This window comes from Pollutibacter soli (assembly GCA_029269725.1).
Classification (GTDB): Bacteria; Bacteroidota; Bacteroidia; order Chitinophagales; family Chitinophagaceae; genus Pollutibacter; species Pollutibacter soli.
The window spans coordinates 156,051-176,237 of sequence record JARJHS010000007.1 but is presented as its reverse complement, the minus strand read 5'-3'; the positions used below and the strand labels follow the sequence as shown (position 1 = coordinate 176,237).

At 42.8% G+C, this 20,187-nt stretch carries 17 protein-coding genes; 2 read left to right on the top strand and 15 right to left on the bottom strand.

Features of this window, described 5'->3' with window-relative positions; all coding sequences use genetic code 11:
- Positions 1–4 precede the first annotated feature (4 nt).
- Entirely contained in the window at positions 5–370 is a 366-nt protein-coding gene (locus P2W82_RS17330; RefSeq protein ID WP_336517181.1) for a PadR family transcriptional regulator, read from the bottom strand.
- A 368-nt stretch (positions 371–738) separates the two neighbouring features.
- Entirely contained in the window at positions 739–2,334 is a 1,596-nt protein-coding gene (locus tag P2W82_RS17325; protein ID WP_336517180.1) for a M1 family metallopeptidase, read from the bottom strand.
- A 116-nt stretch (positions 2,335–2,450) separates the two neighbouring features.
- Here P2W82_RS17325 and P2W82_RS17320 point away from each other — a divergent pair, with 116 nt between their 5' ends.
- The gene (locus P2W82_RS17320) at positions 2,451–3,317 is read left to right on the top strand and encodes an OmpA family protein (RefSeq protein ID WP_336517179.1); all 867 of its coding nucleotides are present in this window, start codon (positions 2,451–2,453) and stop codon (positions 3,315–3,317) included.
- A 142-nt stretch (positions 3,318–3,459) separates the two neighbouring features.
- Here the strand turns inward: P2W82_RS17320 and P2W82_RS17315 are convergent, their stop codons facing one another.
- The 6 genes from P2W82_RS17315 to P2W82_RS17290 all read right to left on the bottom strand — a co-directional run bounded on the left by P2W82_RS17315 (position 3,460) and on the right by P2W82_RS17290 (position 9,072).
- Entirely contained in the window at positions 3,460–3,948 is a 489-nt protein-coding gene (locus P2W82_RS17315) for an asparaginase domain-containing protein (protein WP_336517178.1), read from the bottom strand.
- Positions 3,949–4,180: 232 nt separating this feature from the next.
- Positions 4,181–6,823 carry a T9SS type B sorting domain-containing protein gene (locus P2W82_RS17310; RefSeq protein WP_336517177.1) on the bottom strand — a complete coding sequence of 881 codons (2,643 nt, stop codon included), beginning with the start codon at positions 6,821–6,823 and terminating at the stop codon, positions 4,181–4,183.
- A gap of 265 nt (positions 6,824–7,088) precedes the next feature.
- Entirely contained in the window at positions 7,089–7,322 is a 234-nt protein-coding gene (locus P2W82_RS17305) for a (4Fe-4S)-binding protein (protein ID WP_336517176.1), read from the bottom strand.
- The gene (locus P2W82_RS17300) at positions 7,319–7,738 is read right to left on the bottom strand and encodes an OsmC family protein (RefSeq protein ID WP_336517175.1); all 420 of its coding nucleotides are present in this window, start codon (positions 7,736–7,738) and stop codon (positions 7,319–7,321) included. The genes P2W82_RS17305 and P2W82_RS17300 overlap by 4 nt, the downstream gene beginning before the upstream one ends.
- A gap of 71 nt (positions 7,739–7,809) precedes the next feature.
- Complete coding sequence (locus P2W82_RS17295; protein ID WP_336517174.1) at positions 7,810–8,421, bottom strand: hypothetical protein; 612 nt, start codon at positions 8,419–8,421, stop codon at positions 7,810–7,812.
- A gap of 3 nt (positions 8,422–8,424) precedes the next feature.
- Positions 8,425–9,072, bottom strand: a complete 648-nt coding sequence (locus P2W82_RS17290) for a DUF4136 domain-containing protein (protein WP_336517173.1) — start codon at positions 9,070–9,072, stop codon at positions 8,425–8,427.
- 77 nt (positions 9,073–9,149) lie between these two features.
- Here P2W82_RS17290 and P2W82_RS17285 point away from each other — a divergent pair, with 77 nt between their 5' ends.
- Entirely contained in the window at positions 9,150–9,275 is a 126-nt protein-coding gene (locus P2W82_RS17285; RefSeq protein ID WP_336517172.1) for a hypothetical protein, read from the top strand.
- A 54-nt stretch (positions 9,276–9,329) separates the two neighbouring features.
- Here P2W82_RS17285 and P2W82_RS17280 read toward each other — a convergent pair whose 3' ends face one another.
- From P2W82_RS17280 to P2W82_RS17250, 7 genes are all read right to left on the bottom strand, one after another.
- On the bottom strand, positions 9,330–10,373 hold the full coding sequence (locus P2W82_RS17280; RefSeq protein WP_336517171.1) for a response regulator: 1,044 nt from the start codon (positions 10,371–10,373) through the stop codon (positions 9,330–9,332).
- Positions 10,373–10,747, bottom strand: a complete 375-nt coding sequence (locus P2W82_RS17275; protein WP_336517170.1) for a response regulator — start codon at positions 10,745–10,747, stop codon at positions 10,373–10,375. The genes P2W82_RS17280 and P2W82_RS17275 overlap by 1 nt, the downstream gene beginning before the upstream one ends.
- 42 nt (positions 10,748–10,789) lie before the next feature.
- Positions 10,790–13,090, bottom strand: a complete 2,301-nt coding sequence (locus P2W82_RS17270) for an ATP-binding protein (RefSeq protein WP_336517169.1) — start codon at positions 13,088–13,090, stop codon at positions 10,790–10,792.
- Positions 13,091–13,191: 101 nt separating this feature from the next.
- Positions 13,192–14,547, bottom strand: a complete 1,356-nt coding sequence (locus tag P2W82_RS17265) for a sensor histidine kinase (protein ID WP_336517168.1) — start codon at positions 14,545–14,547, stop codon at positions 13,192–13,194.
- Positions 14,548–14,657: 110 nt separating this feature from the next.
- The gene (locus P2W82_RS17260; protein WP_336517167.1) at positions 14,658–16,934 is read right to left on the bottom strand and encodes a sensor histidine kinase; all 2,277 of its coding nucleotides are present in this window, start codon (positions 16,932–16,934) and stop codon (positions 14,658–14,660) included.
- Between the two features lie 100 nt (positions 16,935–17,034).
- Positions 17,035–17,832 (bottom strand): sulfite exporter TauE/SafE family protein, encoded by a 798-nt coding sequence (locus P2W82_RS17255; protein ID WP_336517166.1) that lies wholly within the window; start codon positions 17,830–17,832, stop codon positions 17,035–17,037.
- A gap of 95 nt (positions 17,833–17,927) precedes the next feature.
- Positions 17,928–20,054 (bottom strand): sensor histidine kinase, encoded by a 2,127-nt coding sequence (locus tag P2W82_RS17250; protein WP_336517165.1) that lies wholly within the window; start codon positions 20,052–20,054, stop codon positions 17,928–17,930.
- Positions 20,055–20,187 lie beyond the last annotated feature (133 nt).

The following is a 20,187-nucleotide window of genomic DNA, read 5'->3' as shown; positions in this document are numbered from 1 at the left end:
CTATTTATTGGTTGAAGTTGGTGAATGGTTCTGTCAGTAGCTGCCCGTTCTGTGTAATCTGTTGCACCGCGTTTGCGAGTTCATTCCAGGTAGCTTCGAGTTCCTTATAAAACTCAGCGCCCTTATCAGTGAGAGAGAAATACTTTCTCGGGGGTCCACTCTGACTTTCCACCCAGCGGTAGGTAAGCAGATCGGCATTTTTCAGCCTTGTCAACAGCGGATATAAGGTACCCTCCAGGATGTGCAGGTTGGCCTTCTTCATCTCCTCAATGATATCACTCGGATATGCCTCGGCCCGCTTAATAATGGAGAGTATACAAAACTCCAGTACGCCTTTCCGCATCTGGCTCTGGGTGTTCTCGATATTCATACTACAAAATTTCTGTTGTGAGTTAATCCTTAAGCGGCCAAAAAAAATGGCGTGTTCGCGGATTGGAAAATGGACGAAATCTGATCTAATGTTTTGTTTCCTGCCAATGGATAATTCCTGTCTTGAATTCCTTTCCGTTCATTCACCAACCCGCTGATCCGCTTTCTGAATACAAATCTATGGGTAAAATCTGATACTAAGCAATACATAGTACCTCTTTTTTTATAGTACCCGGTTGTGATTGATATCCGTTTAAACCGACAACAGCTGATAATCAACGAAATAAATAAAAATCCGGCCTTTTAGTCCTTTGCTTGTTTTGGATAAAAGGCCGGAAATAAGGGCCAGCGGAGGAAAATTTTTATTAGTTATTCGATCGAAACCTTTTTGAGGTAGAACATTTGCGGATCGATCACCGGCATTGTTGCAGACTTTATTTTCGATCCCTTGCCGTCTATCACAACCCGTGAAATCCCTTTATCAGTTTGAATTTCAATAGGAAGCGCCATGGAAAGATTTGTTGTTTTGACCATATACTCATCATTAATCAGCTGTCTGACGGATATTTCCAATTTATTGGTGGATCTGAGATAGAGGTCGAACAGCGGAGTCAGCTTCTGACCGCAGGCCGCACTGAAATATTCGTCCACCATAGTTGTGGTCACTGTATTATAACAGCAGATTGAAGAGTCCGACGCGAATTTTTTCAATGTCGGAAAGAAGATAGAATCGCCCATAAAGTAGCGAAGACTGTGGACGAAAAATGCGGCTTTTCCATATATATCTCCATGATAGGCCTTGCCGGCATCGATACCGGATTCACCCTGAACAATCGGCACTTTATTCTGAGCGGAAAGTCCTGTTCTCATCATTCTTTTCCGGTAAGCTTCCTCACCTTCTAATTCCCGCGTGTACAATGCATCGCCATAGGCACAAAATCCCTCCTGGATCCACATATCGGCCCAATCGCGGTTGGTGATTTTATTTGCCCACCATTCATGTCCGAATTCATGATGCATCAACCAGTCAAAGTCTTTCCCGCCAATTTTAGTATAATTGAACTTGTTTCCATAGGCGTTCATGGTCTGGTGTTCCATGCCTAAGTGAGGTGTTTCGGCAATGCCTATTTTTTCTTTCACCCACGGATACTCGCCGAAATATTTTTCAAGAACCTGTGCCGATCTTTCGAGCAAATCCAGATGGTGCTGTGCTTTTGATTTATGTTCCTCGAGCACATAAAATTCCATCGGGACATGATTTTTATTTATCGTTACATAGTCCCTTTTCACAACAACATATTTACCAACATTAAAAAGAAGACAGTAATTACTGATGGGATACATTGTTTTCCAGTCATAAGTGGAATTGTTGCGTGAGTGAGTGACTTTCTTCAGTAATCCAGGACCTGCTACAACCAGCCCTTTTGGTACAGTGATCCGCATTTCTGCACCTTCATCAGGTTCATCGCTTGGATGGTCTTTACATGGAAAATAAATTTTCCCGCCTTCTCCCTCACAACTTAAAGCGATCCATGGATTTCCAGTGCTGTCCTTCTCCCATTGAATTCCTCCATCCCAGGGTGGCCTTTTCGCCACGACAGGGCTGCCTCCGTAGCTGATCTTTATTGAATGTCTTCCCGCAGAAAAGTCATTTTTCCCGGAAATCCGGATCATATCATTTTCCTGGACAAAATCTGCTGCTTTCCTGTCAACGGTTATGGTGCTGACTTTCATCAGGCGGGACAAATCCAATAAAATTACCGGGGCGGCCGATTTGAGAACCAGCGTTACTGTTACATAGCCAGTAAGCGTTTGTGCGTTTGGGTCGACTTTAAGGTCAATCAGGTAATGACGGATATCCATATTTGCCTGTTCCGGTTTCAAAACCCCTCCGGAAACCAAATCCTGCGCCTTCGCAGATAACACCAGACACAGTAAAAGGCAGGTGCCAAGCAGTTTTCTCATAAAAAATTTCCCGGAAGATCGTTTTTTCACAATGAATTTTCTTCACCGTCCGTCAAATCATTTTGATCTTTTATCTTTAAGCCCCCAAACCAACTTGTTCATTTAAAACCAAACATATGAAGATGCGTCCTTTCTTATTTACGATGTTGCTTTCTGTTTTTCTATTCTCCTGCGTGAGTAATAAAAAATTCAAAACCCTTAATGACAAATACAATGAGCTGAATACTTCCTACACAGGTGTTCAGAATGACCTGAAAACATGCCGTGACGACAAAGCCGCCCTTGAAAGAGCAAAAGCTTCCCTGGAAGGAAATATCGCCAATCTGAATGAGCAGATTGATTTTCTGAAAAAGAACAATACCCAGGCTTTGAAGCAACTGGAAGATCTTTCTGTTATTTCATCATCCCAGGCAGAAAGCATCAAAAAATCAATGGAAAATATTGGTGCAAAAGACAGCTATATCCAGAGCCTGCAACAGCAGATGGCAAAAAAAGATTCTCTTAACATGGCCCTCGTAATGAATCTGAAAGGTGCTATCGGCAATATGCAGGATGAAGACATCAATATCAAAGTTGACAAAGGTGTGGTGTTCATCGATATCTCTGACAAACTGCTTTTCAAAACGGGAAGCTATGATGTAACTGACCGTGCTAAGGAAGTGCTTGGTAAAGTTGCAACTGTTCTGAAAAATCAGCCTGATATCGAATTCATGGTTGAAGGTCATACAGACAATGTTGCATTCAAAAGAGGTGTATTGGTTGACAACTGGGATCTGAGCGTAAAACGTGCTACTACAGTTGTACGTCTTCTGCAGAACCAGTACGGTCTTGATCCTGCAAAAATGGCTGCAGCTGGTCGTTCTGAATATCATCCTGTTGGAGGCAATGATACAGCAGATGGTCGCGCTGCAAACCGCCGCACAAGAATCGTTATTCTTCCTCAGCTGGATCAGTTCTTTAAATTACTGGAACCGAAACAGTAGTGAGGCAGGAATGGGGAGGCAGGAGATTTAGTGGATAGATTATAGAACACGCTTCAAATAAAAAAATCCCGCAGGTCGGTTAAAGACTTGCGGGATTATTTTTTGGTGGAACGTGTAACGGTGAACGTTAAACGTTTTACGTTCAACGTATTTCTTCAAATTGTCCGGTCTTTTTGTTCTTCTGAACATTGTCCCAGTTGAAGATTTTTCCGTTCATAGCCACATAAACTCCCTGCGGAAGTGATTGTACAAAAGCGAGAGCGCTGCCCAGGTTGAAAAGTCCGTCAGAGCTACCAAACTTATAGGGGATCATTGCACCGGTGAGAACAATGGTTTTGCCGGTTACTCTTCCGGCGAGAAACTTTGCTGTTTCAGACATGGTGTCTGTACCATGAGTAACGATAATTTTATCAGCAGTGGAACGATTGCATTGATCTGCAATAAGGACGCGATCCTGCTCTGTCATGTCCAGGCTGTCAATCATCATTAACGTTCTTATTTCCACTTCGAGTCGACTCCTTCCCAGGTTGAGCATTTCCTGCAGGTGAGTATCTTTGAAATAAAGGTGCCCGGTGATTTCATTGTATTCTTTATCAAATGTGCCACCGGTAACGAATATTCTGATTGGCATAGCATTAAGATAGTTTATAGTTCTTTGTTCATAGTTCATAGATTGAAACAGCCGCTCCTACCTGGAGCATGATGTTCTGGATATGATCTGCAATAATGTATTCTTTGTTGAGAAATTCAATATAAAAAAATTGTATCCAACTTTTAAGATACAAATTTGACAAGAAAAAAAACGATAAGCATTCGCGGGTTCTGGCTGTTAAAACTATGAACTATCAACTATGAACTAAGAACTATCTTATGAGCGTCACCGTGCCTTTCTGCACAATTTCATTTCCGAGATAGTCGACTCCATTAAAGACCCATGCGTAAGTTTCCGATGTCTGCAATTGCCCATTGATTTTCCCGTCCCATCCCCGGCCCGGTTCTGAAGTACTGAATACTAATTTTCCCCAACGATTATAAACGCGGAAGTAACGCATCTGCTGAATACTCACATTCACTGGCTTTATTTCGTCATTCAAACCATCGCCATTCGGCGTAAATGCATTGGGTACATAAATAGCGGGGCCCTTCTGAAATACTTTTACATTCAGAATATCAGTTTCCACACAACCTGCTTCATTATATATCTTAACCTGATACATAATTCCATTTGTCGGAACTGAATACATTCCAATCGGATTCGAAATCGAGCTGTTGCTCAGACCTGTGGCAGGCGTCCATTCATACCTGGTGCCACCGGTAGCCTGCAGCTGTAGCGGTTGTTCAACCATCACTGCAGTATCATTACCTGCAAAGGCACGAATTGGAGGAAGCACAGTAACGACTACCTGGTCAGTTCCTGGTTTCGGGCAACCTTTATTATCGTATGCAAATAAAGTATAGGTCGTGGTGACAGGAGGGCTGGCAGGCGTAGTTCGGCTATCCGGGTCAGTTAGACTTTCAGGGGGAGACCAAAGCACGGAAATTCCATTGGTGCTTCCATTCAAAACCGCGCCAGTCTGGTAACAGATCATCGTGTCAGCGCCTGCATTGGCTAACGGATAGTTTACGGTACTGATACGGATGTTTTCTGTTGCTGAGCAACCTCCGATTTTCGCGGTAACATTATATTGAGTAGTGATAGGAGTAATTGCCGAGGGCTGCGGAAGCAAAGCATTATTTAATTGAGCTGAAGGCGTCCATGAATATTGAAGTCCATCGGATTGAATTCTTAGTGTAATAGTATCACCCGAACAAATAACCGAGTCATTCATCGCCGTAAGGTTAACGCGATCGGTCACCCGAACAATTAATGAGTCCTTATTTATACATCCATTATCATTCAGATCTGCATAATAAGTCGTGGTAGTCACAGGCACAACCAGCGGATTTCCGGGGTTGGGACCAAGAATAGTCTGTACCGGCGACCATGTAACAATTCCCGGAGCATTGGCTATCAACCGGACGGAATCCTTAACACAAATAAGAGTATCCCTGAATGCAAACTGTAATGGTGGTTTGTCAACTATTGCCAATGTCTGAGTTGCCGTATCCGTACAACCTTTCGAAGTGGTAGTTATCAGCGAAACAATTTTCGGGCCTGGTACCGGATACGTGTACTCTGAGTTTCTGCTGCCACGTACGGTATCGCTGAAAACCATCTGCTCACCAAAATCCCAAAACCAGTCATTAATCGTTCCATAGACTGTTGTGCTCTTATCAGAGAACAATGTAGGCCTGGTGAAGCAAATGCCCGCAGCGCTAAAGTCACTTTTCAAACCAGGATATACACGCACAAGTGTTCGACCAGAATCACTGCAGGCTTCTCCCTTGTTTACCGTAAGCTTGATTGAATAGATTCCTGTATCAGGAAATTTATAAGTGAAATTTTCTTTTGAACTGGTCGTGATGGAACTGCCATCGGGTTTAAAAAGCTCCCATAGAAATGATTTGATCAACGGGTTGTAAAGATTGTTTGTAAAGGTGTATTCAAAACTCTCCTGGCACAATTGAAATTCAGGAGGAAGATTTGCTGCAACAATCGAACACCCGGTAATATTTATCTGCAAATCTTTTCGTTGCGTCGCGATAACTACTCCATTGCGTATCTCTTCAGCACAAACCGTTACAACATATATACCCGACCTCGGGGCGATTCCGGAAATAAGCCCTGACCTGGAATCAATTCTTACATTTTTGCCCAGTGGGCCGGTTCCGGCAAATTCAGGCATTGCATAAGGAACCGAATTGTAAGGCGGAGGTGGAGGAGGTACACTTGAATTGGGGCCGCCGCCGCCGCTACCTGAACTTCTGAATGCATCGCAAAAAGAATAGCGGAGTTCATCGCCATCATTATCAATTGCTCGGAAACTATAGGAGAAACTGTTGTTGTCACACACAACAACCATATCAGACCCGATAAACTTTGCGCTTGAATTCACCATCATATTAGTACCGTTCCCGGTTCCGGGAATCTCGGCTGAGTAAGTGGCACCAATACCGTTATATCCTGCCATTAGATTATTTATCCCATTGATCCTGAAATTTACCTGCGCTGCCACTATATATCCACCAACAGATGCTGGTACAATTACCAAAAACTGGTAATACCCTACTTCATAACAAACCACGGGAGGATTACTAATACACTCATCATTCTGATTACGGTTAAGCGTTTCCGTTGAGGTGAGTGCAGCTTCGATGACCAGGGTTTGCGCACCAGTCGATTTATCGTATACGGCAACACGGGCGGGATCATTAAATTGTCTCCCGCTATTACATCGCATGTAAAATTTAAGGGTGAAAGTGTACCGGTAGTTGCCATTTTCCTGGCCCAGGTAGGTATAATACATTTCACCGCCACTGATATGGTCAGCATAAGCGGTGAAAAAAGAAATTGAGGAGAGAATGATTATGATAATCGTTTTCTTCATCAGTCCCGGTACAAACATCAATGCCTGTTTTCTAATTCTGAAAAGGCCGGCGTTTCTGAATATACGTCATTTTTCCGGCGCAGGATGCTTGAGCGGCCGGAGTGAATGCAGAAGAAGAAAACAGAAACAGAATAAAGGAAGAAGTGCCGCCAATGCAGGGTGCTTCCAGCTACTGCTATATCTCCAGCCTCCATTCTCCTACCTGAATCGAAAACTGAACACCTGCCTGCCGGCAGCCACGCTGGCTGTTCCAAACTATGAACTATGAACCATGAACTATGAACTATTCTTCAGCATTCATGAAAAAACTCAATGCGCCTGAGGGACATTTTTTTACCTGAACAATCATTTCTTCTGTTGTGGCACCGAGTGGATTGATCCAGGGTTTAATTGCGGGATTGAAAACCTGCGGCAGACCTGTCGTCCTTCGCCAGCAGATCGTGGAATGTTGACAGAGCGAAGGTTTCCAGACGATGGTCATTTGTCCATTCGTATATTTTTTTGTTATGTCTTTCATATTTCAGAGGTGATGATTTGGAAAGGATTTTCCAGCATTTTATGTGTCGGGCATCTGGATGCTATCCTGAAAAGGTTTTCACGTTCCTGCTGAGACACTTCTCCTTTGAAATGTACAGTCTTCAGCATAATCGTTTCCCTGATATTATTATCCCAGCTGACACTGACATTTACCTCAATTTCTTCGAGCTTGATATTTTTTCTGTCAGCATACATTCGCAGCGTTATGGCTGTGCATGCAGCAAGGGAAGAGGCTAAAAGTTCATCTGGCGAAAACCCCAGGTCCTCTCCGCCAACAACAATTGGTTCGTCAGAAATGAGCTGGTGAGTACCCGAATGAACGGTCGTTTTGTAGTGCTCTTTTCCGATAACGGCTCTGACTTCCTGCATAATGATCACCAGGTGGAATGTATTCACCTGCTTCAGTCAATTTACACTTTTTGATCCGGAATCAGGCATAAAGCGGTTGAAACATCTGCTTCTCCCGGTTATTTAATCGATAATCTTGAAACGCCCAGTTTAATACCGACAATGCTTGTTGAAACAAGGTTTCCTGCTTTTGGCATGGCATCATAAGTAAATGCAAGAAAAATTCCGTTCATCGGATCAGGATTGAATCGAAATCCTATTTCAGTGTGCGCAGCAAATTGTATCCCATCATTTTTGAAAGCATAAAGTCCGATATCGGTTCTTTGACTTTGATAATCCGCACCAAATCCAACTTTCATAAATGGCACCCATGTGTCTGTGCTGGGTGAAAAATCGTATTGAGCAATGGCCAAAAGGCTGTAGATATTGGTGAACCTTGTTGTGGTGCCCGAATATGAACCGCCGTCATTTGTTGGTGTTGTGTGATAGCCCAGTTTGTCAGACAGATAATACCAGTTGAAATTTCCACCGATAGTCAGCTGGGGATTAGATTTAAGCGCTACGCGATATCCCGCACTGATCCCGGCGAAACTTGGCTTACTGACAAACTCCTTAAAATCACCTAATGGAAATGATACCTGGTATGCCAGTTCACCATATTGCTGCGCATGGAGATGACTTGAAAAAACAAAAATGAAAGCCATTACTAAAATGATCCTGTATTTTTTCATGACTTAGTTTTTAAGGTAAGGTGATTGAACAAACATCTGTTGAATATTTTTAGTGATGCGAGCGGATATGTTTGCATCTGAACCTTCGAGCAGGCCATTCAGAATACCGATCCAGGCAACAGGTAATTCATTATTGGCAGCAATATTCGGATCAGTAAAAGCAACTACCAGAGTTCCGGTATTATACGAACTGCAGATAATATCGGGAGGATATCCCCATCCCCAACCCGGGCCCCAGGTGGGTGGGTAATAACCCCAGCCCGGATACCAACCCCAATCGCAATACCAGCAATAGGCTGCGCATGATCCGTACATTTGTTCGGAAACCGTTGGCAATACCACGATATCTGCTTTGGTTGATCCCGAATTTGTCGGGAGCCTTGTCCAGCCAAGTGCATTCAGACTGGTTTCGAGTTGTGTGAGGATGGCTTCGTCGAATTTATGATCCGCGGTTCCGCCACCAGTGAGATTGTGTACTACTGAATCAGGTAGAAAATAGGTGTTAACTGCTGAAAAGTTGTAGCTCTTTTCATAGTTCGTGTATACAACATCGTAATCTGAAATGTAATCGGGAGAAGCAGGTGTACATGCGCCAAATGCGATGATAAGCAACACCACCAGGGCCACGGTAGTCCTTTCGAGCAGTTTCATAAGCAAAGGTTTTAAGCCGGCAAAGCCGCTAATTTTTGTTAAAATTAATCTATCGGGTAGCTGCTAATCAAAACTGCATGCAAATTAACAAGGCTTTTTCACCAATGGATGTCAACGATGAAAAAGAAGGGATGATTGGAATTGCTGTGGTCGTTGTTCGTTATTCGTTGTTCGTTGTTCGTTGTTTGTTGCTCGTTTGGTGACGACGCGCGATTTAAACAACTAAAAACGATGAACGAACAACGATGAACGATTAATTAATCGAGCACTTCGTAGATAGTTACCGGGCGGGCTTTGTTTTTAAGCACCACTTCGTGCAGCATCCGGCAATTGAATGATTCTTTTACCTTTTCGTATGAAGATTCAGCAATGATGATTTGTCCATCCTCCGCAACGCCTTTCAAACGGGATGCAGTGTTTGCAACGTCGCCGATCACAGTATAGTCAAGTCTCCGTAATGAAGCAGAACCGATATTGCCGGAAATTACTTCACCTGTATGCAATCCGATCGACACCTTCGGCATAAATGTTATACCATGATGCTCGGATGATTTAAGAAGTTCGATCTTACGGCGAACATTAAGCGATGTTTCAATCGCTCTGTCCAAATGAAAATCACCTCTGAACACTGCCATCACAGCATCGCCGATGAATTTATCTACGTGGCCTTTCTGATCGATGATTTCTTTTACGATTACATCGAAATAGGTATTAAGCATTTTAACAACAATATCCGCCGGTTCATTTTCTGTGATCATTGTAAAACCACAGATATCAATAAATACAACCGTCGCTTCTATTGTTTCATTGACAGTGATTGAATTTTCAAAATTCCGCTGATTCATGAACTGGAGAACTGATTCATCGACATACATCCTGAGAATATTATTCTCGCGAATGGCTTTGAGTGTTTCTCTCATTTGCAGCACATGCGCCATAGTTTTTGCCATGGTCAGTTCAAGATCTTCAAAATTGAGTGGTTTGGTCAGGAAATCAAATGCGCCGAGATTCATGGCCATCCGGATATTTTCCATATCACCATAAGCAGAAACAATAACAGCCTTGATCAGCGGGCTTGTTTCATTTAACTTGCCCAAAAGAGTCAGACCATCCATTTCCGGCATATTGATATCGCTTAATACCATATCAATATCTGGATGTTCGGAAATCTTATTCAACGCATCATTGCCGTTTACAGCAAATACAAACTCGTATTTCTGCTCCCTTATTTGTTTGCGAAACTTTTGCTTGATCAGCATCTCCAGATCTGTTTCGTCATCTGCAACCAGAATTTTCGCCATCAGATTAGTTGTTTAAGTTTATCCTTTAAAACTGAAAAATCCAAAGGCTTTGTCAGAAAATCATCTGCACCAAGCTTCATTGCCTGGTTATAATTCTCTGCGTCTCCATATGCTGTGATCATCATAACAATCGGAGGAGGATTTTCAAAATGGGTTTTAATTTCCCTCAGCAAATCCAGCCCGCTCATGCCGGGCATATTTATATCTGATAAAATCAATACTGCTTCGTGTACATGTTTATTCAGGTATTGCAATGCTTCTTCCCCCGAATAAGCGAATGCAAATTCCATAGAAAGATCGCGGATCTCTTTCCTGAAACGCTGTTCAAATAATGTTCTGATGTCTTTTTCATCATCGACAACGAGTATCTTCATTTTACCTGTTTCTGCGTTCAAGTTAGGTATAAAATTAACTATTTAAGCAGGCAGCCTGATGATAAATTCGGAAAATTCTCCTTCAATTGATTCGACTGTCAGTTCGCCGTTGTGGCCGCGGGTTATGATGTCATATGCAAGTGAAAGTCCCAGCCCGGTGCCTTCACCGGTAGGTTTTGTTGTAAAGAATGGTTGATAGATTTTGTCCTTCAAATGCTGAGGAATACCTGTTCCATTATCCCGTATCCTGATATCAACGAACTCTCTGTTACGGGAGGTACAAAGTTCAATTCTGGGAATATACCTGCTACCCGTATTTTTCACGGTAATGGGTAACTCAGAAATGATCACGGAACTGCCTGCTTTTCGGGATGAACTCTTGTTTCGATTTTTCGCTGTTTCGGAAAGCTCAACTTCCAGCGTTTCAGACGCTGAGATCCTGATTTTCTCCGCGCAGGCATAATATGCATTATTAAGAATATTGAAAATGGCCTGGCCTAATTCCTGTGGAATTACATTCAGTTTGCCGGTAAGCGGATCAAAATTTGTTTCCGGCTGTATATGGAAATCCGGGTATCGGGCGCGCATACCATGCAGGCTCAACCGAAGATATTCATTACAAAGTTGTTCAAGATCCGTGCTCTCTTTTTTCCCAATACCCTTTCTGCTGTGCTGGAGCATTCCCTTCACGATATTATCGGCACGCTTGCCATGATGCAAAATCCTCGCCTCATTATCAAGGATTTCACCGGCCAATAGTGTAGCAGCACCATAGTCACCATTACCTAATTCTGTTTTAAGCTCCTCAACCAGTTCAGCATTGATTTCAGAGAAGTTATTTACAAAATTCAGTGGGTTCTGAATTTCATGTGCAATGCCGGACGTGAGTTCACCAAGCGAAGCCATTTTTTCAGCATGAATCAATTGGTGTTGTGTAGTTTTCAATTCTTCCAGCGATGCATGTAGTTCCGCAGTTCTTAAGGCAACCTGTTCTTCGAGTTCGATTTTTTGCCGGGCGATAAGTGCGTTTCGTTCTTTTTCTTTTTCGCGGGCAAGGATTTCCTTTTCCAATGCCTGTTGCGCTACTTTTTTTCGTTGATGGTCGTACCTGCGAAACAATACGTATGCAAAAAATAAAATCGCCCAGCTTACTGAAAAATGATAAAGATGATTGGCCCAGTTGCCGAGCCATTCGAAAAACGGATCAAGCGTATTGATGTTGAGCGCGATAAACACGATGTACAAAAAACCGCTCAGCAAAAACAATAAAAAACAGGAAATAAAAGGAAGCAGCGCTTTCAGAAACAGTCGTGACTCATTGTCTTTCTTTTTCAACAGTCTGAACAATATCACTGTATAAACCAGGATACCAGCGCAAAACAAAATTGATCTTGTTGATTCCAGCCAGTATACGCCGTTCCAGATCACTCCAGCAAATACCGATGACGCATAAACGATATTGATGAATCTAAGCCATTTATCGCCCCGTGGAAAGCGGACTTTTGTATTAAAAAAGCTGCGGGTAAACTGAAAGAAAAATAAGGTGTACAACAGGCCTGCTTCACTGATCCGTTGAGCAAGCACGGGATAATCCCTCGCCAGAAGGATACTGAAATAGGGATTCATTTGAATAAAAAGGAAGAACAGAAATAAAGCCAGGTAGCCATATTCTTTTTCTTTGATGACGGCAAACAACACGAGGTAAAAAAGAGCCGCCAAAAGGAAAAACCCGGCAAAGAAAATTTTACTGAATGCTTCTTTTTCGATGGTCTCCGACTGATGATCGAAAAACTGTTCCGCGATCATTTTTTCTGTACTGAACCAGGCGAGAGCGAATTCCGACGGGAGGCCATGTCTTTTAAATTGAATTTTACCATAGACTGCCATTTCAGAATGGGCGGGTATATTGATCGGCACCAGGTCTGCATCTTTGAACCCATCTTTTTCCATCCATGGCAAGGCCGAACCGCTTTTAAAAATAGTCACAGAAGAAGGTTTTCCCACCGGCCATGTGTACCAGGTTACCAGATCCGCGAAAGCTCCTAAACTGATTTGCAGGGATGAATCAGCATCATTTCCTATCCGATACCGAACCCACCAGTTCCTTGTTTTTAGTTGGTCTGTTGTTATTGAATTTATTGGAACAAACCGTAATTGATCGCCGCCCTTAGTTATTTCAGAAATTGACAGATCCTCTTTATCCGGAAAAATCTGGAAGGCGCTGTCCGGCAGGCGGAAAGCGTAAGTAGTATCGGATAATATACGAAGCAGGGGAGCCCAGGTCGGTTGGGCACTTGCCGGGGTAGTGAACAGGCTGAACACCAGAATAGCTGTCAGTACCAAAAAACAATTTCTGTGCATAAACAACAACCCTGAAGAATGCAAACAGGGCACATCACGGGACGGATTGCACCCGCAGGTGTGACAGCATCTGTGGCTTACTTTTACTTCTGATCGAGCGGAAGAGATATGATGAATTCTGCAAATTCACCTTCTTTCGTTTTAACCGAAAGGGTGCCTCCATGGCCTTTGGTAATGATATCGAAGCTCAGGGAAAGCCCCAGCCCGGTGCCCTGACCGGTAGGTTTTGTGGTGAAAAATGGCTGGAACATTTTATCCATAACAGACTCCGGAATTCCCATCCCATTGTCCCGAATCCTGATTTCGACCGTATCCCGGAATTTTCGCGTAGTCACGGTGACTGTTGGTTCATAGCCTTCCGGGAATTCAGCTTTCTTTTTCGAAACAGAATAAAAGGCGTTGTTGAAGAGGTTCAATAAAACACGCCCGATTTCCTGCGGTATCAAATTTATTTTTCCGGCAGCCGGGTCCAGATCGGCATTAAAAGTTGCGTTAAAGAATTTGTCTTTTGCACGAAGACCGTGATAACTCAGGCGCAGGTATTCATCACAAAGTTCATTCAGATCTACTTCTTCTTTTTCATCAGAACTTGAACGGGAGTGCATGAGCATCCCCTTCACGATCGCATCAGCCCGCTTTCCGTGGTGTACGATCTTTAATTCATTGGCCAGGATATCTCCTGCAATGGCTTTGGCATCCTGGTAATTTCCCTTATCAATTTCGTTCTGGAGTTCCTCGATGAGTTCACGGTTAACATCAGAAAAATTATTGACAAAATTCAACGGATTCTGAATCTCATGAGCAATACCGGCAGTCAGTTCACCCAGTGATGCCATTTTCTCTGAATGTATCAGTTGTACCTGCGTAGCTTTTAATTCTTCGAGTGCGTGTTCGAGTTCATTCTTTTGTAAAGTAAGTTCCGCTGTCCGTTCAGCAACCTGTACTTCAAGTTCCGCTTTCAGCGTTTCTATCATTTTCTTCTCCCTTTCTTCTTCTTCAGCGATGGCTTTTGCTTTAGCGAGTGCCTTTCGTTGCTTATTGGTCACCACAATCATGTAAACCAGCCAGAAAATGGCAAATACGGTAGCGATGTCCAGGCCCTCTTCGTACTTATCGTAAAATTTAGGAAAAGCTTCTTCCAGTACATTGGAGACCAGTAATAACGTAATAAAGGGCCACCAGGCATGTATGAAATAGCGCGTCGGTCTGAATATGGGTTGCAAATAGATGATAGCGCCAAGAACCAGAAGCATCAGGTATCCCAGCCATTTCAGCGAAATATCAAATTGATTTTCCAGCGGAAGGGAAACTGCCATCAGGCCGATATTCACCCAGAACATTATTTTCAATAGCTTATCCCACTCGGGGTAGAACTTTTTTGTTTGTACTACTTTCCGCAGTTGGGTTATGAGCACGATCGCAATTACGAATGACACCATATCTCTGCAAATTAAGTAAGAAGTAAGAAGTTAGTAGTAAGAAGTGACGAAGATTTTAAGGATAGTCAATTGGCCGATTGGCTGAAACCGCTTCCAGGTTTGGCCGCTTATTATCCCACAGGCAAAATAATTTTAAATGTGGTACCATTACCCGGTTGGGATGATGCCGTAATTTCTCCGCCATGTGCCTTAATGATATCATAAGATAACGAAAGGCCTAATCCGGTGCCTTCTCCCGTTGGTTTAGTTGTAAAAAAAGGCTGAAAAATCCGGCTCCTTATACTTTCAGGTATGCCTGTGCCATTGTCAGTAACCTGTATCTCAACAACATCACCTTTTCGTGTGGTGGATACCGTTATTCTTGCAATATACCTGCCATTACCTGAAGCTGCATCAGGAGCTGGTTTATCAGCGCTTTCATTTGCAGAAGAATTAGCAGCTGTTTCTGCAGGACGATGTACTCCTTTCGAAACGTCAGTTTTGCCCTGATCTTTCTGCTCCATCGAATAAAATGCATTGCTGTACAGGTTCAAAAGAACCCTTCCCATATCCTGGGGTATTAAGTGCACTTTGGATACCGTATGATCATAGTGAGTGATGAGCTCAGCATTAAAATTTTTATTTTTTGCTCGTTGACCATGATAAGCCAGTTTCAGGTACTCATCAACAAGGCTATTCAGTTCAATCAATTCTTTTTCACCCGAACTGTTCCGCGAATGCTGCAACATTCCTTTTACAATCGCATCAGCACGATCGCCATGATAACTTATCTTTTCCAGGTTTTTCCGGATATCTGCCGCAATTGCTTTAGCCTCTTCGCGGTTGCCTGCTGTAAGTTCTTCCTCCATTTCGTCGATCAGTTCTGCATTGACATCGGCAAAATTATTTACAAAGTTCAGCGGGTTCTGAATTTCGTGCGCAATGCCTGCAGTCAGTTCTCCGAGTGAAGCCATCTTTTCTTTATGAATCAGTTGCTCCTGCGTTTCCTTAAGATCATGAAGTGTTTGTTCCAGCTCTGCCGTTCTTTCTTTCACCTGAGCTTCGAGTTCTGTTTTCTGCAATTCAATTAACGCATTTCTTTCTTCCACCCTTTCTTTTTCTAATCGTTCCTGATCGAGTGCTTTTTGAGCAAGCGCTAATTTTTGCTGATTATACTTACGGAACAATCCCCACATCGAAACGATCACGCCCCAGGCAAGCGATAATTTTGTAAATAGGTCGCCCCAATTCTCAATCCATACCAGCACTTTCTCCATATTAAGGAGGTTGTTTTTGCTAAGGAGAAAAGTTATGAGTACAACCACTACCAACGTGAGCAGGCTTACGAGGAATGGCGCAATAGCAATCATGAAAAACCGGCCCGTCTGTCCGCTGCCACGGTACAGCACACCCGCCATAATCAGTACAAAAGTTATATTTCCAATGAAAAGGCAAATATTAGCTATCTGGAACAGACCAATGCGATCATTTATCAAGGGTGCTGTTAAAAATCCCAGGACCATCAGCATAGTGGAATACCTCAGCCACTTATCCAGCCGTGGCAACTTTATCCTCATGTTGAAATAAGAACGGATAAAATGAATCAGAAAAAAGAAAGCAATATTAGGTAAGCCTCGCATCCAGCTGTGAATAATCCGGTTGCCGGGAAATAAAACCTGTTTCAGAAACAGATTATCTGAAATAGTAAGAAAGAAGAGGAACAAAGCAAAGTACAGGTAAATTTTTTGCCTTGTCACTATAAAGAAAAAGATGTTGAAAATGCTGGCCAGTAATAAAAAACCCGTGAAGAATGACTCCACAAAGTTTTGTCCCGAAAAAAACCTGGTTTCGTAAAAATTCAGTTGATCTCTTACTGAATAGATTGCGTTTCTTACTTCAATCCTATAACCCGGACCCAAACCAGCAACAGACGAATTGCGCCTGTAGTACACTGTTATCTCCTCTCCCGGATTAATCATAAGGGGAATTTCATTTGATATTTTAATTCCCTGTCGCTTGCGGGGTGCAACAGCAAGGCCGTTAAAAAAGTGGTTGATCCCTTCACGCGACTGAATATAAAAATCAGCATGGTCGGCGCCTGAAGGCAAAGTAAGATGAATCCGCGACGTCAATGCATTCCTGACATGGTAACGGAACCAATAGGTGTTTACATTCGAAGCAGTTGATACCAACGCAGTACTATCTACGAAATTTTTATTATCCAGTACCGAATCTAAGGGGAGACGGCCCGTTGGGTCAGGTAAAATATCCACGTACGCAGCGTTAAGAAACCAGACTCTTGAAGTATCGTTGGTGATTTCAAAAACAGGTGCTGATGTCTTTTGCGCATGCGCGGAAAAACAGGTGATAAAGAGATTGACTAAACAGAGCAGTTGTATTTTGATCACTGGCGATATGACCTTGTGATCTTAATTTAAACAAATAGGCTGAAATCAGTTAAGAAATTTTCATGCTGTACCTTTTCTACCCTGGCTTTGACGCGAACTATCAGTTCATTTGAAGGGCAATATATAACCTGTACATGATTATCGTACTTGATGCGAGAACGATCCATCCAAACAAAGGCTTCAGGTTTCGGTCTGGAATGAATTTCACCAGCCAGGTTCCAGCCAGGATCCCTGATACCGTTAATGTGCAGAACCGGGTCAGAAACCAAAGATCAGTTTGAGCCAGGCTGGCGGTACTGCTGGCTAATCCCACCGCACAATTAAGTACAATGATTGCAAGGCTGGTAGCAGCGGCTTTTTTCATCTGCATTCCAGCAAATAAAACAAGCGATGGTACTATTATGAATCCGCCTCCGATTCCAATGAATCCAGTAATTGCTCCCGTGATACCACCTTGCAGAATCAATCGCGCGTGGTATATTTTCTCAGGTGCTTCCATTTTGGGATGGTGCCTGATCATTCGCGCAGCAGCAATAAACATCAAGACGAGAAAGGCCGACATAATCAGAACAGGCTTTGTAATTACGACATTTCCTGCCTTGAAAATTTTTTCAGGCATGGCCGGCATTACTATTTTTCTCATGCCGAATAACACCAGAATGGAAGGAACACCAAACAGCAGCAGTTTCGAAAAGTCGATATTGTTGGATCTGTATTGAGAAACGGTGCCTGAAAAAGCAGTCATCCCAACAATGAATAAAGAGTATGTAGTTGCAATGACAGGATCGATGGAAAAAAAGCCTACCAGGATCGGCACGACCAGTATTGATCCACCTCCTCCCATCAATGCGAGGCACAATCCTGCGAAAACAGCGAGACTATAGCCGGCAATATGCATTATCATTATTTGTAGGATTTCTCTGCAAATAATCAATTCCTCACCAGGAATAGAATCCCCGAATTCGTGTAGTTGACATCACTTTTGGTTATAAGCTATACAGAAAAATCGGGGAAGCTGACTTTAAAAGTGCTGCCTTTCCCATATTCGGACTCTACCGATATTTCTCCTCCATAGGCGCGGGCGATATCAAAGCTTAAGGAAAGGCCAAGACCTGTTCCCATTCCGGCAGGCCTGGTTGTAAAGAATGGTTGGAACACTTTAAGTTTATTTTCTTCCGGTATTCCATTACCATTGTCTGAGACTATGACGTCAATTGTTCCATTACCCTTTTTTGTAGCAACGATTATGGTAGGTTCATAGTTGTCAACTGCACCTGGTTGATGTTTTTCAGTAACAGTAACGCCTGCTGTACGGTTGGCCGGCATAGTAATCAGATCATATGATTTAGCAGCTACAGCAAAAAATGCATTGTTCAACAGGTTCAGAATTATTTTTCCGATTTCCTGTGGAACGATCAACACTTTCTGAAGTGAAGCATCAAAGTCTGTTTTTATGTTTACGTTGAAATCTTTGTTCTTCGATCGGAAAGAATGATATGCAATCCTGATATACTCATCACAAAGCATATTAAGATCGGTAACCACTTTTTCGGTTCCACCTTTGCGTGAGTGCTGCAGCATGGCTTTCACAATCGCGTCTGCACGCTGACCATGCTGAATAATCTTCTGCAGATTAGATTCAATATCTGCAAATAAAATCCTCGACTGTTCATTTTTACTGTCACTCACCTGCTCCTTCAATTCGTTCAGTAGTTCCTGGTTGACCTCGGAAAAATTATTAATGAAGTTCAACGGGTTTTCTATTTCATGCGCGATACCTGCAGTCAACTCACCGAGGGAAGCCATTTTTTCTGCATGTACCAATTGCGCCTGTGTTGACTTCAATTCTGATAATGCCTGCTCGGCTTTCTGTCGTTGATGGTCAGTTTCCTGTTTTTGTTTTTCGAGTAATGCGTAAGCTTTTTGTTTGTTGCGATTATTGCGAAACAGTATCAATGCGACGCAAATAAACAAAGTCAGTCCTGCAAGTAATCCATAGATGCGAAGGCGATTCTCTCTGGCCTGCTCAGCTGCCTTTTTTTGTTGCTGCCTTTGCTGTTCATCAAAGTCGATATTCCGAAAGAGCTGTGCTTGTTTTATACTGAAGAGACTATCATTTATTTTGATGATCTTATTCTGATAGCTGACGATGCTATCGCTATTCTTCGTTACTGCAAAATATTTAGCGTGCACTATGTATGACCGCAACTGTAAAGAAGGCGCATTCAATTGCGTGGCCATGTCAAGACCCTGGTGCATAAAGTAACGGGCCGAATCCAGCTGCTTTTCTGAAATAAAGTAATTGGCTAATGCAAGGCAGGAAGCTACTACTCCACGCTGATAACCCTGTTCCTTACTTGCCTCAAGCGCGCTCCTGAAATATTCATTTGCCAGGTTTCGCTGATTTGTAGCTTCATAAACCCGTGCCAGGTTCAGCAAAATGCTTCCTTTGTATTTTGTGAAAGGAGTTTTGAAGGATAACTCATAGGCTAACTGCACGTAATAAAGTGCGGAATCGGGCATATGCAAATAAAGATACGAACGGCCCAGGGTGGCGTCGGTTAACATTTGCAACATAATATTGCCGGTCTCCACAGAAAGACTACGACTGATGAGATGATGTTTTTTCTCCTTTTCATAGTTTTCTGCATTCCCATACAATATGCCAACAAACTGCTGACTTCTTGCAATTTTATCCAGACGTTTTGAACGGGGAGATGAAGCGGTGGCATACAGATCTTCCGCATAAGTATATTTATCAGGCAGAATTTTTCTCTCGCTCGCCGGATCTTCTGCGATGGTAATTGCTTCCAGCAAAACTTCCAGAGACCCAGGATAATTCCCAAGATTCATCCTGGAATAACCAATATGATTTAATGCATAACATTCATTCAAACGAAAGCCAAGTTTTCTTGCGTAAAACAGTTCCCGTTCTGCATATACCAAAGCGCTATCGGGAGAAATTTCTGAATAGGCGTCAGCGAGATTTCCCGCACAGGAAAGTTTCAATGTATCATTGGCAGTAGCAGACAAAACGTGCTTCAGACTGTCAATCGACAATTCACCTCTGCCCGCATTTGCGCAGGCGACGATAAGTAATATCAGTAAGATGCGTTTCATCTACATCGGGAAACGCGTAGAAGATAAATTATTTTAGCGAGATTGAAAACTCCCGAAATTGGTAGTAATCTATTCTGAACGAACACATGACATGAAACCCTAATCTGAGTTCCTGGATTATTTTTACCGAAGC

Bases quoted from the DNA above. Each gene is read 5' to 3' on its own strand.
- P2W82_RS17285 (WP_336517172.1), top strand. From the start codon at position 9,150: ATGCAAATTAACAAGGCTTTTTCACCAATGGATGTCAACGATGAAAAA.
- P2W82_RS17275 (WP_336517170.1), bottom strand. From the start codon at position 10,747: ATGAAGATACTCGTTGTCGATGATGAAAAAGACATCAGAACATTATTT.
- P2W82_RS17295 (WP_336517174.1), bottom strand. From the start codon at position 8,421: ATGAAAAAATACAGGATCATTTTAGTAATGGCTTTCATTTTTGTTTTT.
- P2W82_RS17250 (WP_336517165.1), bottom strand. From the start codon at position 20,054: ATGAAACGCATCTTACTGATATTACTTATCGTCGCCTGCGCAAATGCG.
- P2W82_RS17290 (WP_336517173.1), bottom strand. From the start codon at position 9,072: ATGAAACTGCTCGAAAGGACTACCGTGGCCCTGGTGGTGTTGCTTATC.
- P2W82_RS17325 (WP_336517180.1), bottom strand. From the start codon at position 2,334: ATGAGAAAACTGCTTGGCACCTGCCTTTTACTGTGTCTGGTGTTATCT.
- P2W82_RS17280 (WP_336517171.1), bottom strand. From the start codon at position 10,373: ATGGCGAAAATTCTGGTTGCAGATGACGAAACAGATCTGGAGATGCTG.
- P2W82_RS17265 (WP_336517168.1), bottom strand. From the start codon at position 14,547: ATGGTGTCATTCGTAATTGCGATCGTGCTCATAACCCAACTGCGGAAA.
- P2W82_RS17315 (WP_336517178.1), bottom strand. From the start codon at position 3,948: ATGCCAATCAGAATATTCGTTACCGGTGGCACATTTGATAAAGAATAC.
- P2W82_RS17255 (WP_336517166.1), bottom strand. From the start codon at position 17,832: ATGCATATTGCCGGCTATAGTCTCGCTGTTTTCGCAGGATTGTGCCTC.
- P2W82_RS17305 (WP_336517176.1), bottom strand. From the start codon at position 7,322: ATGAAAGACATAACAAAAAAATATACGAATGGACAAATGACCATCGTC.
- P2W82_RS17330 (WP_336517181.1), bottom strand. From the start codon at position 370: ATGAATATCGAGAACACCCAGAGCCAGATGCGGAAAGGCGTACTGGAG.
- P2W82_RS17310 (WP_336517177.1), bottom strand. From the start codon at position 6,823: ATGTTTGTACCGGGACTGATGAAGAAAACGATTATCATAATCATTCTC.
- P2W82_RS17320 (WP_336517179.1), top strand. From the start codon at position 2,451: ATGAAGATGCGTCCTTTCTTATTTACGATGTTGCTTTCTGTTTTTCTA.